Here is a 15,502-nt window from a genome sequence, read left to right on the forward strand (position 1 = left end):
TTAACAGGGGATTTTGAAACGTCGCGAGCGAAGGTAAGGCAAGGCGGAAACTGGCGAGTAAGCGGAGTTGACTGTAGTCAATGAGCATTACGAGCCAGTTTTCAACGCAGCATTACCGAGCGCAGCAGTTTCAAAACCCCTGTGGAGTGCGGGTGTGCCAGTCAGTGTGTAACTGGTACTGGTGCGCAACGTTGAGCAAGCGGCCTTCCTGGAAATACGGGGCGAGCAACTGCACGCCGACCGGCAGACCGTCGACAAAACCGGCCGGCATCGACAGGCCCGGCAGGCCCGCGAGGTTGGCGGTGATGGTGTAGACGTCTTCCAGGTACGCAGCGACCGGGTCGCTGTTCTTGGCGCCGAGTTTCCAGGCCGGGTTCGGCGTGGTTGGGCCGAGGATGATGTCGACCTCATTGAAAGCGGCCATGAAGTCGTTCTTGACCAGGCGACGGATCTTTTGCGCTTTCAGGTAGTAGGCGTCGTAGTAGCCGGCCGACAGCGCGTAGGCGCCGACCATGATCCGGCGTTGTACTTCCGGGCCGAAACCTTCGCCGCGCGAACGCTTGTACAGGTCGGTCAGGTCTTTCGGGTCTGCGCAGCGATGGCCGAAACGCACGCCGTCGAAACGCGACAGGTTGGACGAGGCTTCCGCCGGGGCGATCACGTAGTACGCGGGAATCGCGTGCTGCATGTTCGGCAGACTGATTTCCTTGATCACGGCGCCGAGCTTTTCCAGCTCCTTGACGCTGTTGTGGATCAACTCGGCGATGCGCGGGTCGAGACCGGCGCTGAAGTATTCCTTCGGCACGCCAATGCGCAGGCCTTGCAGCGAGCCATTGAGGCTGGCGCTGTAATCCGGCACCGGTTCATCGATGCTGGTGGAGTCCTGCGGGTCGAAGCCGGCCATGCCTTGCAGCAGGATCGCGCAGTCTTCGGCCGTGCGTGCCAACGGGCCGCCCTGATCGAGGCTGGACGCATAGGCGATCATGCCCCAGCGCGAAACGCGACCGTAGGTCGGTTTCAGGCCGGTGAGGTTGGTGAATGCTGCCGGCTGTCGGATAGAGCCGCCGGTATCGGTGGCTGTCGCCGCAGGCAACAGACGAGCGGCAACTGCTGCCGCCGAACCACCCGACGAACCGCCAGGCACGTGCTCCAGGTTCCACGGGTTTTTCACCGCGCCGTAGTAGCTCGACTCGTTGGCCGACCCCATGGCGAATTCGTCCATGTTGGTCTTGCCCAGGGTCACGGCACCGGCGGCGGCCAGTTTGGCGACCACGGTGGCGTCGTACGGAGCCTTGAAGTTGTCGAGCATCTTCGAGCCGCAACTGGTGCGGATGCCCTGGGTGCAGAACAGGTCCTTGTGACCGATCGGCGCACCGAGCAGGGCGCCGCTCTCACCGTTGGCACGGCGTGCGTCAGCGGCTTTCGCCTGCTGGAGCGCCAGGTCCTCGGTGAGGCTGATGAAGCTGTTGAGCTGCGGATCGAGCTGGGCGATACGCGCCAGCAGGACTTTGGTCAGCTCTTCGGAAGAAAACTTTTTATCGGCGAGTCCGCGGGCGATCTCGGCCAGAGTCAATTGATGCATTGCAGGCTCTTTCCCTTTAGTCGATGACTTTCGGAACCAGGTACAGGCCGTTTTCGACCGCTGGTGCGATGGACTGATAGGCCTCGCGGTGATTGGTCTCGGTCACCACGTCTGCGCGCAGGCGCTGGCTGGCTTCCAGTGGGTGGGCCAGAGGCTCGATACCGTCGGTATTCACAGCCTGCATTTCGTCGACCAGCCCGAGAATACTGTTCAGGGCCGAAGTGATGTGTGGAAGATCGGCATCATTGAGGCCAAGGCAGGCCAAATGAGCGATTTTTTCCACGTCGGAGCGTTCAAGCGCCATGGGATTCTCCAGTGGAAAACAAAACGGACGTCGTCCGTGTGTTAGATTGTCGGAACACTACCGCATTTCTACGGTCATAAGGCCGCGATTGTGGGGGTTGGTGCACAGAAAAGCGGCCAATTTAACATATTGGCGCCTTGCCCAAAATCCCTGTCGTTGTTAGAGTTTGCCGCACTTTTTTACCCACGCGTTGCCTAGGGTCCCTTTCCCATGTTCAAGAAACTGCGTGGCATGTTTTCCAGCGATCTCTCAATTGACCTGGGCACTGCCAACACCCTTATTTACGTGCGCGAGCGCGGTATCGTCCTGAATGAACCATCGGTTGTGGCCATTCGGACCCACGGTAATCAGAAAAGTGTCGTGGCTGTCGGCACCGAGGCCAAGCGCATGCTCGGCCGTACACCGGGCAACATTGCTGCCATTCGTCCGATGAAGGACGGCGTGATCGCCGACTTCAGCGTTTGCGAAAAAATGCTGCAGTACTTTATCAACAAGGTTCACGAAAACAGCTTTCTGCAGCCTAGCCCTCGTGTGCTGATCTGCGTTCCGTGCAAATCCACCCAGGTTGAGCGTCGTGCCATCCGTGAATCGGCCCTCGGTGCCGGTGCTCGTGAAGTGTTCCTGATCGAAGAGCCAATGGCGGCTGCGATCGGTGCCGGCCCTGCCGGTTGAAGAAGCTCGCGGTTCGATGGTTGTCGATATCGGTGGCGGTACCACTGAAATCGCGCTGATCTCCCTCAACGGTGTGGTTTACGCTGAATCCGTACGGGTTGGCGGCGACCGTTTCGACGAAGCGATCATCACGTATGTGCGTCGCAACTACGGCAGCCTGATCGGCGAATCCACGGCCGAGCGTATCAAGCAGGAAATCGGTACGGCCTACCCGGGCGGCGAAGTTCGCGAAGTCGATGTTCGTGGCCGTAACCTGGCTGAAGGCGTGCCACGTGCATTCACCCTGAACTCCAATGAAGTGCTGGAAGCTCTGCAAGAGTCCCTGGCCACCATCGTTCAGGCTGTGAAAAGCGCGCTGGAGCAATCGCCTCCGGAGCTGGCTTCCGACATCGCCGAACGTGGTCTGGTACTGACCGGTGGTGGCGCCTTGCTGCGCGACCTCGACAAGTTGCTGGCTCAGGAAACCGGCCTGCCGGTGATCGTTGCCGAAGACCCGCTGACCTGTGTGGCTCGCGGCGGTGGCCGTGCATTGGAAATGATGGATAAGCACACCATGGACCTGCTCTCCAGCGAGTAACTTCGCCGGATGCTTCTATGCTGTTGCGCTCACAGGCAGCACTTTGCAGTGCTGCCTGTTGACGTTTATCTTCTGTCAGTCTGCATCCAGGCCGGTTTGATGCCGTATGAATAAAGAGAACAATTGCCTGGGAGGAGCGGCTTATTAAACCGCTTTTTGCCAAGGGCCCCTCACTGGGCGTACGCGTGTTGGTGCTGGCCGTGCTTTCGGTCGCGCTGATGGTGGTCGATGCGCGCTTCAATGTGCTCAAACCGGTACGCAACCAGATGGCGCTGGTGCTGATGGACGCCTACTGGATCACTGATCTGCCCGAGCGATTGTGGCAAGGTGTTTCCAGCCAGTTCGGCAGTCGCACAGAGCTGGTCGCCGAAAACGAAAAACTCAAGACCGAAAACCTGCTGTTGCAGGGTCGCATGCAAAAGCTTGCCGCCCTGACCGAGCAGAACGTTCGGCTGCGCGAGTTGCTCAATTCGTCTGCGCTGGTCAACGAAAAGGTCGAAGTGGCCGAGTTGATCGGCATGGACCCCAACCCGTTCACCCATCGCATCATCATCAACAAGGGTGAGCGCGACGGTGTGGTCCTCGGTCAGCCGGTGCTCGATGCCCGCGGCCTGATGGGCCAGGTGGTCGAGTTGATGCCTTACACCTCTCGGGTGTTGTTGCTGACAGACAGCACCCACAGCATTCCTGTCCAGGTCAACCGCAACGGTCTGCGGGCCATTGCCAGCGGCACCGGTAACCCGGAACGCCTGGAACTGCGCCATGTCGCAGACACCGCGGACATCAAGGAAGGCGACCTGTTGGTCAGTTCCGGCCTGGGTCAACGCTTCCCGGCGGGTTACCCGGTGGCGACGGTCAAGGAAGTGATTCACGACTCCGGTCAGCCATTCGCGATCGTACGTGCCGTGCCGACCGCCGCCCTGAACCGCAGCCGTTACCTGCTGCTGGTCTTCAGCGACAGCCGCACCGCCGAAGAGCGCGCCAACGACGCCGCTCAGGCCCAGGAAGCGCAAGACCAGCATGGTGACGGTGCGCCAGTGATTCCGGCCACCGTGCCAAAACCTGTTCCATCGATCGTTCCAGTACCGGCTGCCGTGGCTCCTGCTGCCGCTGCCGCTGCCGCTGTTGCGCCCGCAACTGCGCCGGTGGTCAAGCCCGGCGCTCATCCGGCGGCGGCCAAACCGGTCGCTAGCAAACCGCCAGCAGCCCAGCCTGCCGCGGTAAAACCAGCCGCCAAACCGCCAGCGGCCGCTCCGGCAGCGCCGGCTCGGGAGAGAGAATAATGGCCGGTACTCAATCCAGGAACGGTTGGATGATCTGGTTGACCTTCCTCATCGGCCTGCTGCTCAGTGTCGTGCCGTTCCCCCACGTCGAGATCCTGCGCCCGTTGTTCCTGGCGTTGCCGCTGGCCTACTGGGCGCTGGAGTTGCCCGACAAAGTCGGCATGGTCACCGCCTGGTGCCTGGGCCTGGCGGCCGACGTGCTGTACGGAACGCTGCTGGGGCATAACGCCCTGGTCCTGACCCTGATCACCTTTTTGATCCTGACCTTGCAACAGCGCTTGCGGATGTTTCCGATGTGGCAGCAGAGCCTGGTCATCCTGGTGATCTTCGGCCTCGCGCAATTGATCCAGTTGTGGCTCAGCGCCCTGACCGGCAATCGCCAGAGCCTCGCCGTGTTGTTGCCGGCGCTGGTCAGTGCGCTGCTTTGGCCTTGGGTCAGTTTCGGTTTGCGTGGGTTGCGTCGACGCTACAAAATCAATTAATTCGGTCAGGCATTGGCCCGTACCTCGACAGGGAGATGTCTGGATGAGCACGCTTTACCTCGCCTCAAGCTCACCCCGTCGCCGTGAATTGCTCACGCAAATCGGCGTGGGGTTTTCCGCCATCAGCGCGGACATCGATGAAACTCCGTTGACTGACGAATCCCCCGCGACCTATGTCGAGCGCCTGGCGCGCGGCAAGGCCGAGGCCGGTCGTGTGCAGTTGGTGTCCGGCAATCCGGGTGTGGCCGTTTGCGTATTAGGCGCCGATACCGCCGTGGTGCTCGATGGACAGATACTCGGCAAACCCCGGGATGAGGCCGATGCGCTGGCCATGTTGATGAGCCTGTCGGGCCGTGAGCATGAAGTCCTGACCGCCATTGCGCTACTCGACGGCCAGCGTTGCGAGTCGCGGATGGTCAGCAGCCGGGTGCGTTTTCGTTCGATCTCTCGTGCCGAAGCAATGGCCTACTGGGCCAGTGGCGAACCGCAGGACAAGGCCGGCAGCTATGGCATCCAGGGGTTGGGCGCGGTGTTCGTTGCCGGGCTCGAAGGCAGTTATTCTGCCGTGGTCGGCCTGCCATTGTGCGAAACCTTCGAGCTGCTCGGCCATTTCGGCATACCCTGTTGGCAAACCCCTATCGTGCGCACAGCGCCGTACTGACTTGATGCGGCCATAATCGTGAACATGCCTGAACGAGACACTGCCATGAGTGAAGAGATTCTGATCAACATCACGCCGATGGAATCGCGCGTGGCGGTGGTTGAAAACGGTGTGCTGCAAGAGGTCCATGTCGAGCGCACCCAGAAGCGCGGGATCGTCGGCAATATCTATAAAGGCAAGGTGGTGCGGGTTCTGCCTGGCATGCAGGCGGCGTTCGTCGACATCGGCCTGGACCGCGCAGCCTTCATTCACGCCTCGGAAATTTCCCTGCGCGAAGGCCCTGCCGTGGAAAGCATCAGCGCCCTGGTGCATGAAGGCCAGAGCCTGGTGGTGCAGGTCACCAAGGACCCGATCGGCTCCAAAGGTGCACGCCTGACCACTCAGTTGTCGATTCCCTCACGCTACCTGGTGTACATGCCGCGTACGGCCCATGTCGGAATTTCGTTGAAGATCGAAGACGAAGCCGAGCGTGAACGGCTCAAGCAGGTGGTCAGCGATTGCGTGGCCAAAGAAGGTATCAAGGAAGCGGGCGGGTTCATTTTGCGCACCGCCGCCGAAGGTGCCGGCGCAGACGAAATCCTGATGGACATCCGTTACCTGCGCCGCCTCTGGGATCAGATCGGCGCGCAGATCAAAACCATCGGCGCTCCGAACGTGATCTACGAAGACCTCGGTCTGGCCCTGCGCACCCTGCGCGATCTGGTCAGCCCGAAGATCGAGAAGATCCGCATCGACTCCCGGGAAACTTTCCAGAAAACCACACAGTTCGTCGCTGAACTGATGCCGGAAATCGCTGATCGTCTGGAACACTATCCGGGCGAGCGGCCGATTTTCGACCTCTATGGCGTCGAAGACGAAATTCAAAAGGCCCTGGAGCGCAAAGTGCCGCTCAAGTCCGGTGGCTACCTGGTGGTCGACCCGGCAGAAGCCATGAGCACCATCGACGTCAACACCGGTGCGTTCGTCGGTCATCGCAATCTCGAAGAAACGATCTTCAAGACCAACCTGGAAGCCGCGACCGCCATTGCTCGTCAATTGCGCCTGCGCAATCTGGGCGGGATCATCATCATCGACTTCATCGACATGGAAGACGAAGAGCATCAGCGCCAGGTATTGCGCACGCTTGAGAAACAACTGGAACGCGATCACGCCAAGACCAACATCATCGGTATCACCGAGTTGGGCCTGGTGCAGATGACCCGCAAGCGCACTCGCGAAAGTCTTGAGCAGGTGTTGTGCGAGCCGTGCAGCAGTTGCCAGGGCCGAGGCAAGCTCAAGACGCCTGAAACCGTGTGCTACGAGATCTTCCGTGAAATCCTGCGCGAAGCCCGTGCCTATCAGGCCGAAGGCTACCGGGTGCTGGCGAACCAGAAAGTGGTGGATCGCCTGCTCGACGAAGAGTCCGGCAACGTCGCGGAACTTGAAGGGTTTATCGGACGGACTATTCGTTTCCAGGTGGAAACCATGTATTCCCAGGAACAATACGACGTGGTGCTGCTCTGAATCGCCGGGATTTAATTCAATCCAGACAGCTGGCTTCAGCTTGTTACGCACTGTTTGCCATGGGAGCCAACTGACATGGATCGTCTGATACGTCTTCTGGCTACGCTGACCCGTTGGGGGCTGGGCCTGTGTGCATTGCTGCTGGTACTGACCGCGCTCTACGTCAGCCTGGGGCGTGAACTGACGCCGCTGGTGGCCGAGTATCGCGTGGATGTCGAGGACAAGGCCCGCGAAGCCTTGGGCATGCCCTTGCATATCGGTGAACTGGAAGGCACCTGGGGAGGGCTGGCCCCCACCCTGTTGGTGCGTGATGTGATGGTCGGTGAGGGCGCCAATGCCTTGCACCTGGATCAGGTGCGAGTGGTGCCGGATGTGTGGGCCAGCCTGTTGGCGCGCGAGGTGCGCATTGCCAGTCTTGAACTGGGCGGCCTGAAACTGAGCCTCAAGGAGGGGGCGGACGGACAGTGGGCCTTCGAAGGTTTCCCGGTCCGGCAGGATCAGCCGCTGGCCCCGGAGCAGTTGCTCAACCGTATGCAAAGGGTAGCGCAGTTGTCGTTGCTTGACAGTCAGGTCACCTTGCAGCCGCTGGACCAGGCGCCGCTGACCCTGACTTACGTCGGCCTGAACCTCAGAACCGGGCCGGCGCGCCAGCGCCTCGACGCTCGCCTGACCCTGCCCGACGGCCAGCCCGTGGCTTTGAGCCTGCGCACGCGGATCCGGGCGAGTCAGTGGAAGGACGCCGAGGCCGAGGCTTACTTGAGCCTGCCGCAAAGTGACTGGTCGCGCTGGTTGCCGACGCGTCTCACCCAGCAATGGAAACTGTCGGAAATCAAGGCGGGCGGCGAACTCTGGCTGACGTGGGGCGAGGGCACAGTGCAAAGCGCAGCCCTGCGCCTGCACGCACCACAGTTCAGCGGTGCCTATGCCGAACGCAAACCGGTCAGCATCACCAACCTGGCGCTCAGTGCGTGGTTCCAGCGCAGCGCGCAAGGGTTCAGCGTCGTCCTTGATTCGTTGTCGATGAACCTGGGGGAAACCCGTTGGGAATCGCACCTGCAACTGCTGCAGACTGCGGCCACCGACAAGGCCGAAGAGCTTTGGCATGTTCAGGCCGACCGCCTCGACCTGACCCCGATTACCCCGTTGCTCAATGCACTGGCGCCGTTGCCCGAAGGCGTCGCCACCACCCTTGAGCGGCTCAAGGTCACTGGCGGCCCTGCGCAATGTGCTGCTCGATTACCGGCCACAGAACACTGGCGATCAGCGCCTCAGCTTTGCCACCAACCTGGATCGGGTCGGTTTTGATGCCTATCATGGCGCCCCGGCGGCCCGTAATGTCAGCGGCAGCCTGAGCGGTGACCTTGGTCACGGTGAGCTGCGCATGGACAGCAAGGACTTTTCCCTGCACCTGGACCCGATTTTCGCCAAGCCATGGCAGTACCTCCAGGCCAATGCGCGCCTGACCTGGACACTGGATAAACAAGCTTTCACGCTGGTCGCCCCGTACCTCAAGGTCCTCGGCGAAGAGGGCAAGATTGCCGGTGACTTCCTGATCCGCCTGCACCTGGATCACACGCAGGAAGACTACATGGACCTGCGGGTCGGTCTGCTCGAAGGAGATGGTCGCTACACCGCCAAGTATTTGCCGAGCGTCCTGAGCCCGGCGCTGGACGAGTGGCTGCGCACCGCGATTCTCAAAGGCGCCGTGGATGAAGGTTTCTTCCAGTACCAGGGTTCGCTGAACCACGGTGCCGCCGAAACGGCCCGCAGCATCAGCCTGTTTTTCAAGGTGCATGATGCCGAACTGGCCTTTCAGCCTGGCTGGCCCCCTGTCAGCAAGGTCACCGGTGATGTGTTCATCGAAGACAGTGGCGTACGGATTTTCGCCAGCAAGGGGCAGTTGCTCGACACTCAGGTGCGTGACGTCTACGTCAACATTCCCCATGTGCCGGCGGGGCAGAACGTCCATATGTTCCTTGATGGCGAGTTCGCCGGTGGGCTGGGCGACGGCCTGAAAATTCTTCAGGACGCGCCGATCGGCACCGGCGCAACCTTCGCCGGTTGGCAGGGTGAGGGTGATCTGCAAGGCAAACTGAAACTCGACATCCCGCTGGCCAAGGGTGATCTACCGAAAATCGTGGTGGATTTCAGCACCGCCAAGGCCCGCCTCAAATTGAGTGAACCCGAACTTGAACTGACTCAGCTCAAGGGCGATTTTCGTTTTGACAGTGCCAAGGGCCTGAGTGGCCAAGGCATCAGCGCCCAGGCGTTCGACCGGCCGGTGACCGCGCAGATCTTCGCTGACGGGCGGCCGGGCAGTCTCGGCACCCGTGTGGTCGCCAAGGGCCAGGTCGCGGTGAAGAAACTCACCGACTGGTTGAAATTCACGCAGCCGCTGCCGATTTCCGGGGATGTTCCCTATCAGCTTCAGCTCAACCTGGACGGTGCCGACAGCCAGTTGATGGTCAGCTCCAACCTCAAGGGCGTGACGGTCGACCTGCCGGCGCCGTTCGGCCTGCCTGCCAACGTCGGGCGCGACACGGTGTTTCGCATGACCCTGCAAGGGCCGGAGCGGCGCTACTGGGTCGACTACGGTGACCTGGCCAATTTCACGTTCGCGGCACCCGGCACAAACTTCGCCGACGGCCGGGGCGAACTGTTTCTCGGCAACGGTGATGCTTTGTTGCCCGCCGCCAAGGGGTTGCGTATTCGTGGCGTGTTGTCGGAACTCGATGTGGCGCCCTGGCAGGCGCTGGTCAATCGATATGCCGGGCAAGACCCGGGCGGCAGCGCCAAGCAATTGCTCAGCAGCGCCGATTTCAAGGTCGGCAAGCTGACGGCCATGGGCACGACCCTCGATCAAGCCTCGGTGCTGTTTAACCGTAAACCGGATGCCTGGGCGTTGCAGCTCGACAGCCAGCAGGCCAAAGGCACTGTCGGCATTCCCGACACCAAGGGCGCACCGATTGCGATCAATCTTCAATACGTGAAGCTGCCTGCCCCCGACCCAACGGTCCAGGCCGATGAAAACGCCCCGGACCCGCTGGCCGATGTCGACCCGACGAAGATTCCGGCGCTGGATATCTTGATCAAGCAGCTGTATCAGGGCAAAGACCTGGTGGGCGCCTGGTCGTTGAAAGTCCGTCCGACCGCCAAGGGCATTGCCTTCAACAACCTGGACCTGGGCCTCAAGGGCATGCTGTTGCAGGGCGCGGGCAGTTGGGAAGGAACGCCCGGCGCCACCAGCAGTTGGTACAAGGGTCGCTTGGGCGGCAAGAACCTCGGTGATGTGCTCAAGGGTTGGGGGTTCGCACCGACGGTGACCAGCGAGGATTTCCATCTGGACGTCGACGGTCGCTGGCCGGGCTCGCCGGCCTGGGTCGGGCTCAAGCGTTTTTCCGGTAGCCTGGACGCCACGTTGCGCAAAGGTCAGTTCGTCGAAGTCGAGGGTGGTGCCCAGGCGCTGCGGGTGTTCGGCTTGCTCAACTTCAACTCGATCGGCCGCCGCCTGCGCCTGGACTTCTCCGACCTGTTCGGCAAAGGCCTGAGCTACGACCGGGTCAAAGGGTTGCTGGTGTCCAGTGATGGGGTTTACGTGACACGTGAACCGATCACGCTGACCGGCCCGTCGAGCAACCTTGAACTCAACGGAACCCTGGACATGGTCGCCGACCGCGTCGACGCCAAGTTGCTGGTGACCCTGCCGGTGACCAACAACCTGCCGATTGCCGCGTTGATCGTCGGTGCACCGGCCATTGGCGGCGCGCTGTTTTTGATCGACAAGCTGATCGGTGATCGCGTGGCTCGTTTTGCCAGTGTCAAATACACCATCAAAGGCCCGTGGAAAGAGCCGAAAATCACCTTCGACAAACCTTTTTGAAACCTCTTTTGAAAAGCCACGGTCCAGCCCTATGGAGTAGCATGGCCGCATACCTGATTCGGAGTGCGCCATGTCTCTAGCGGTGATTCAAATGGTCAGCCAGAGCGACGTGCCGACCAACCTGGCCCACGCTCGGCAGTTGCTTGAGCAGGCGGCCGCCGGTGGTGCGCGGTTGGCGGTTTTGCCGGAAAACTTCGCTGCCATGGGCCGTCGCGATATCGCTGACATCGGCCGCGCCGAAGCGCTGGGCGAAGGGCCGATCCTGCCGTGGTTGAAACAGACCGCTCGTGACCTCAAGTTATGGATTGTGGCCGGCACGTTGCCGCTGCCGCCGGTGGATCAACCCCGGGCTAAATCCAATGCCTGCTCGTTGCTGGTCGATGAGCACGGCGAGACGGTGGCCCGTTACGACAAACTGCACTTGTTCGACGTGGACGTGGCGGACAATCGCGGGCGCTACCGCGAATCTGATGACTATGCTCATGGAAGTGCCGTGGTGGTGGCTGACACGCCGGTCGGCCGGGTAGGCCTGAGCGTCTGCTATGACCTGCGTTTTCCGGAACTCTACAGCGAGTTACGAGCGGCGGGTGCCGAGTTGATCACCGCGCCTTCGGCGTTTACCGCCGTGACCGGCGCGGCCCATTGGGAAGTGCTGATACGCGCCCGGGCCATTGAAACCCAGTGCTATGTGCTGGCGGCGGCTCAGGGCGGAACGCATCCGGGGCCGCGAGAAACATTTGGCCATGCCGCCATTGTCGACCCTTGGGGGCGCGTGCTGGCGGAACAGGATCAAGGCGAGGCCGTGCTGCTGGCCGAACGCGATAGCAGCGAACAGGCGTCCATTCGGGCGCGGATGCCGGTGGCCAGTCACCGGCGCTTTTTCTCGCAGGGCGCGCAGCGACCTGCCTCAGAACGTTGAATTAAGGCGTAAAACCTATGAGCGAGTTGTTGTCCTCAGTCAGTGAACACCTCCTGGCACCTGGCGGCGTCACCATCGAGAGCCTGCAAGCAGTGCTCGGTGACCTGGCCGGCCCAGGCATCGATGCCGCCGACCTGTATTTCCAGGGGCAGATTTCCGAGTCCTGGGCGCTGGAAGACGGCATCGTCAAGGAAGGTAGCTTCAACCTCGACCAGGGTGTCGGCGTGCGGGCGCAATCGGGTGAGAAAACCGGTTTTGCCTACAGCAATGCCATCACCCTTGAAGCGCTGGGCGCAGCGGCTCGGGCCGCGCGTTCGATTTCCCGCGCCGGGCAGAACGGTACGGTGCAGGCGTTCACCACTCAGGACGTTGCCCAGTTGTATGCGCCGGATAATCCGCTGGAAGTCATCAGCCGTGCTGAAAAGGTCGAGCTGCTCAAGCGCATTGATGTCGCGACCCGCGCCCTCGATCCACGGATTCAGCAAGTCACGGTGAGCATGGCCGGTGTGTGGGAGCGCATTCTGGTGGCGTCCACCGACGGTGGTCTGGCGGCAGATGTGCGACCACTGGTGCGCTTCAATGTCAGCGTAATCGTCGAGCAGAACGGTCGCCGCGAGCGCGGCGGCCACGGCGGTGGCGGGCGTACCGATTACCGCTACTTCCTCACGGAAGATCGCGCCATGGGCTACGCCCGTGAAGCGTTGCGTCAGGCGCTGGTCAACCTGGAAGCCATTCCGGCGCCGGCCGGCACGCTGCCGGTGGTGTTGGGCTCGGGCTGGTCCGGCGTGTTGCTGCACGAAGCGGTCGGGCATGGTCTGGAAGGCGACTTCAACCGCAAGGGCAGTTCGGCCTACAGCGGGCGCATGGGCGAGATGGTTGCGTCCAAGCTGTGCACCATCGTCGATGACGGCACCCTGGCCGGTCGCCGTGGGTCGCTGAGCATCGACGACGAAGGCACCCCGACCGAATGCACCACGCTGATCGAGAACGGCGTGCTCAAAGGCTACATGCAGGACAAACTCAACGCTCGCCTGATGGGCGTGGCGCGTACCGGTAACGGTCGTCGCGAGTCTTATGCGCACCTGCCGATGCCGCGTATGACCAACACTTACATGCTGGGCGGCGAAAGCGATCCGTCCGAAATCATTGCCTCGGTGAAACGCGGCATCTACTGCGCCAACCTCGGCGGCGGCCAGGTGGACATCACCAGTGGCAAGTTCGTGTTCTCCACCAGCGAGGCGTACCTGATCGAAGACGGCAAGATCACCGCGCCGGTCAAAGGCGCCACGTTGATCGGTAACGGACCGGAAGCCATGAGCAAGGTGTCGATGGTCGGTAACGACCTGTCGCTGGACAGCGGGGTAGGGACGTGTGGCAAGGATGGGCAGTCGGTGCCGGTGGGTGTCGGCCAGCCAACCTTGAAAATCGATGCGATCACCGTCGGCGGCACGGGATCCTGATTTCTGCTTTTGCAAAAAGGGAAGCTTCGGGTGAGTTGTTTGGCAACTCACCCGGGGAGAGGATCAGCGCAGACCGCGTTGAGTCTCGTCCAGCTCACGGATGTACTTGAAGATTTTTCGGCTGGAGGCAGGAGGCTTGCTTTGTGCGAGCTCGTGCTGGGCCTGACGGATCAGGGAGCGCAGTTGCTGGCGATCCGCGTCCGGGTAATCGACGACGAACTTTTCCAGTACGGCATCGTCGCCCGCGATCAAGCGATCACGCCAGCGTTCCAGGCCGTGGAAGCGTTCGTTGTACTGCTTGGTGGAGGCGTCGAGTTGATCGAGCAAGGTAAGAATGGCGTCAGTGTCCTGATCGCGCATCAGCTTGCCGATGAACATGAGGTGCCGTTTACGCGCGATATTCGCGGTGTGCTTGGAGGCATCGCCCAGCGCCCGGCGCAAAGCGTCGGTCAATGGCAGTTTTGCCAGCAAGTCAGGCTTGAGTGTTGTAAGGCGCTCGCCGAGGTCAACCAGAGCATGAAGCTCGCGTTTGACCTGGGATTTGCTTTTTTCTCCCCCATCGAGGGAGTCGTCGTAAGAATCAACCATGGTGGCAGTCCGCAAAGAAACGCCGCCATGATAACCAGTCGGGGGCCGCTTGTCCGGCCCGGTCGCTCGAAGGCCCTTGCCGAAAGCAGAATTTGAGTGGAGAACAGCATGAGTGCAGTTGAAAGCGTCGGCCCACAAGCGTTGCCGGCACTGCAAGAGCAGGTCGAGCAGATCATCGCCGAAGCCAAGCGCCAGGGCGCCAGTGCCTGCGAAGTCGCGGTTTCTCTGGAGCAGGGCCTGTCGACCTCGGTGCGCCAGCGCGAAGTTGAAACCGTCGAGTTCAACCGCGACCAGGGCTTTGGCATCACCTTGTACGTTGGGCAGCGCAAAGGCTCGGCGAGCACCTCGGCCAGTGGCCCGGACGCGATCCGCGAAACCGTCGCGGCAGCGTTGGCGATTGCCAAGCACACCTCCGAAGATGAAAGTTCGGGTCTGGCCGATGCTGCGCTGATGGCCAGGGACTTGCAGGATTTCGACCTGTTTCACGCCTGGGACATCACCCCCGAACAAGCCATCGAACAGGCGCTGGCCTGTGAAGCGGCGGCATTTGCCGCCGACAGCCGGATCAAGAACGCCGACGGCACCACGCTCAGCACCCATCAAGGTTGCCGCGTGTACGGCAACAGCCACGGTTTTATCGGTGGTTATGCCTCTACGCGCCATAGCTTGAGCTGCGTGATGATCGCCGAGGGCCGACGGCCAGATGCAGCGTGATTACTGGTACGACGTGAATCGCCAGGGCACGTTGCTGGCGGACCCGGCCAGCATCGGCCAACGCGCTGCACAACGTGCGGCCAGCCGTTTGGGCGCCCGTCCGGTGCCGACCTGTGAAGTGCCGGTGCTGTTTTCCGCTGAATTGGCGGGTGGCCTGTTTGGCAGTTTTCTCGGCGCGATTTCGGGGGGCAACCTGTACCGCAAGTCGTCGTTCCTCGAAGGCGCACTGGGTCAGAAGCTGTTCCCTGAATGGCTGACGCTGGATGAGCGTCCGCACCTGATGCGTGCCATGGGCAGCTCGGCGTTCGATGGCGACGGTCTGGCGACGTACGCCAAACCGTTCGTCGAAAAGGGTGAGTTGGTGTCCTATGTGTTGGGTACGTACTCGGGTCGCAAACTCGGCATGCCAAGCACCGCCAACGCGGGCGGCGTGCATAACCTGTTCGTCACCCACGGCGACGAAGACCAGGCGGCGTTGCTGCGCCGGATGGGGCGTGGCTTGCTGGTGACCGAGTTGATGGGCCATGGCTTGAACATGGTCACGGGTGACTATTCACGCGGTGCGGCGGGTTTTTGGGTCGAGAACGGCGAAATTCAGTTTGCGGTCCAGGAAGTCACCATCGCCGGCAACATGCGTGACATGTTCAAGCAGATCGTCGCGGTCGGTAATGATCTGGAGCTGCGCAGCAACATCCGCACCGGCTCGGTGCTGATCGAGCGCATGACCGTGGCCGGCAGTTAAACCCTCGCGGCTTCACACAAAGGCGCGCCACCATTGAGGTGGCGCGCCTTTTTTGCGCCTTGCACTGGCCCTTTGTGGGAGTGGAGTGTTTTGCCATACTTGTTTTGGTTCTCATTATCATCTAATAATAAATCT

General features: G+C 61.3%; 9 protein-coding genes and 3 pseudogenes. 9 read left to right on the plus strand and 3 right to left on the minus strand.

Annotated features, from left to right (window positions below; all coding sequences use genetic code 11):
• Positions 1-130: 130 nt before the first annotated feature.
• Entirely contained in the window at positions 131-1,582 is a 1,452-nt protein-coding gene (gene gatA / locus AABM54_RS04605; protein ID WP_347904095.1) for an Asp-tRNA(Asn)/Glu-tRNA(Gln) amidotransferase subunit GatA, read from the minus strand.
• 16 nt (positions 1,583-1,598) lie between these two features.
• Positions 1,599-1,886: an Asp-tRNA(Asn)/Glu-tRNA(Gln) amidotransferase subunit GatC gene (gatC, locus tag AABM54_RS04610; RefSeq protein ID WP_007901429.1), complete on the minus strand. Its 288-nt coding sequence runs from the start codon at positions 1,884-1,886 to the stop codon at positions 1,599-1,601.
• A 210-nt stretch (positions 1,887-2,096) separates the two neighbouring features.
• Here gatC and mreB point away from each other — a divergent pair.
• The 8 genes and pseudogenes from mreB to tldD all read left to right on the plus strand — a co-directional run bounded on the left by mreB (position 2,097) and on the right by tldD (position 13,323).
• Positions 2,097-3,135, plus strand: a pseudogene (gene mreB / locus AABM54_RS04615) (rod shape-determining protein MreB).
• A 143-nt stretch (positions 3,136-3,278) separates the two neighbouring features.
• Entirely contained in the window at positions 3,279-4,418 is a 1,140-nt protein-coding gene (mreC, locus tag AABM54_RS04620; protein WP_347906133.1) for a rod shape-determining protein MreC, read from the plus strand.
• Positions 4,418-4,900 carry a rod shape-determining protein MreD gene (mreD, locus tag AABM54_RS04625; RefSeq protein WP_347904097.1) on the plus strand — a complete coding sequence of 161 codons (483 nt, stop codon included), beginning with the start codon at positions 4,418-4,420 and terminating at the stop codon, positions 4,898-4,900. The genes mreC and mreD overlap by 1 nt, the downstream gene beginning before the upstream one ends.
• Before the next feature lie 43 nt (positions 4,901-4,943).
• Positions 4,944-5,561, plus strand: coding sequence for a Maf family protein (locus AABM54_RS04630; protein WP_347904098.1), 618 nt, complete (start codon positions 4,944-4,946; stop codon positions 5,559-5,561).
• Positions 5,562-5,606: 45 nt separating this feature from the next.
• Positions 5,607-7,064, plus strand: a complete 1,458-nt coding sequence (rng, locus tag AABM54_RS04635) for a ribonuclease G (protein WP_347904099.1) — start codon at positions 5,607-5,609, stop codon at positions 7,062-7,064.
• Positions 7,065-7,139: 75 nt separating this feature from the next.
• A pseudogene (locus AABM54_RS04640) lies at positions 7,140-10,944 on the plus strand (YhdP family protein).
• 70 nt (positions 10,945-11,014) lie between these two features.
• Positions 11,015-11,863: a carbon-nitrogen hydrolase family protein gene (locus AABM54_RS04645; RefSeq protein WP_347904100.1), complete on the plus strand. Its 849-nt coding sequence runs from the start codon at positions 11,015-11,017 to the stop codon at positions 11,861-11,863.
• A 17-nt stretch (positions 11,864-11,880) separates the two neighbouring features.
• Positions 11,881-13,323 (plus strand): metalloprotease TldD, encoded by a 1,443-nt coding sequence (gene tldD, locus AABM54_RS04650; RefSeq protein ID WP_347904101.1) that lies wholly within the window; start codon positions 11,881-11,883, stop codon positions 13,321-13,323.
• 63 nt (positions 13,324-13,386) lie between these two features.
• Here tldD and yjgA read toward each other — a convergent pair whose 3' ends face one another.
• Entirely contained in the window at positions 13,387-13,911 is a 525-nt protein-coding gene (gene yjgA, locus AABM54_RS04655) for a ribosome biogenesis factor YjgA (protein WP_347904102.1), read from the minus strand.
• 108 nt (positions 13,912-14,019) lie between these two features.
• Here yjgA and pmbA point away from each other — a divergent pair.
• Positions 14,020-15,367: pseudogene (gene pmbA, locus AABM54_RS04660) on the plus strand (metalloprotease PmbA).
• Positions 15,368-15,502 lie beyond the last annotated feature (135 nt).

Origin of the sequence: Pseudomonas purpurea, from assembly GCF_039908635.1 — a bacterium.
Taxonomy (GTDB): Bacteria; Pseudomonadota; Gammaproteobacteria; order Pseudomonadales; family Pseudomonadaceae; genus Aquipseudomonas; species Aquipseudomonas purpurea.

Coding starts and splice junctions, on each gene's coding strand:
- gatA (WP_347904095.1), bottom strand. CDS start 1,582: ATGCATCAATTGACTCTGGCCGAGATCGCCCGCGGACTCGCCGATAAA.
- gatC (WP_007901429.1), bottom strand. CDS start 1,886: ATGGCGCTTGAACGCTCCGACGTGGAAAAAATCGCTCATTTGGCCTGC.
- mreD (WP_347904097.1), top strand. CDS start 4,418: ATGGCCGGTACTCAATCCAGGAACGGTTGGATGATCTGGTTGACCTTC.
- AABM54_RS04630 (WP_347904098.1), top strand. CDS start 4,944: ATGAGCACGCTTTACCTCGCCTCAAGCTCACCCCGTCGCCGTGAATTG.
- rng (WP_347904099.1), top strand. CDS start 5,607: ATGAGTGAAGAGATTCTGATCAACATCACGCCGATGGAATCGCGCGTG.
- AABM54_RS04645 (WP_347904100.1), top strand. CDS start 11,015: ATGTCTCTAGCGGTGATTCAAATGGTCAGCCAGAGCGACGTGCCGACC.
- tldD (WP_347904101.1), top strand. CDS start 11,881: ATGAGCGAGTTGTTGTCCTCAGTCAGTGAACACCTCCTGGCACCTGGC.
- yjgA (WP_347904102.1), bottom strand. CDS start 13,911: ATGGTTGATTCTTACGACGACTCCCTCGATGGGGGAGAAAAAAGCAAA.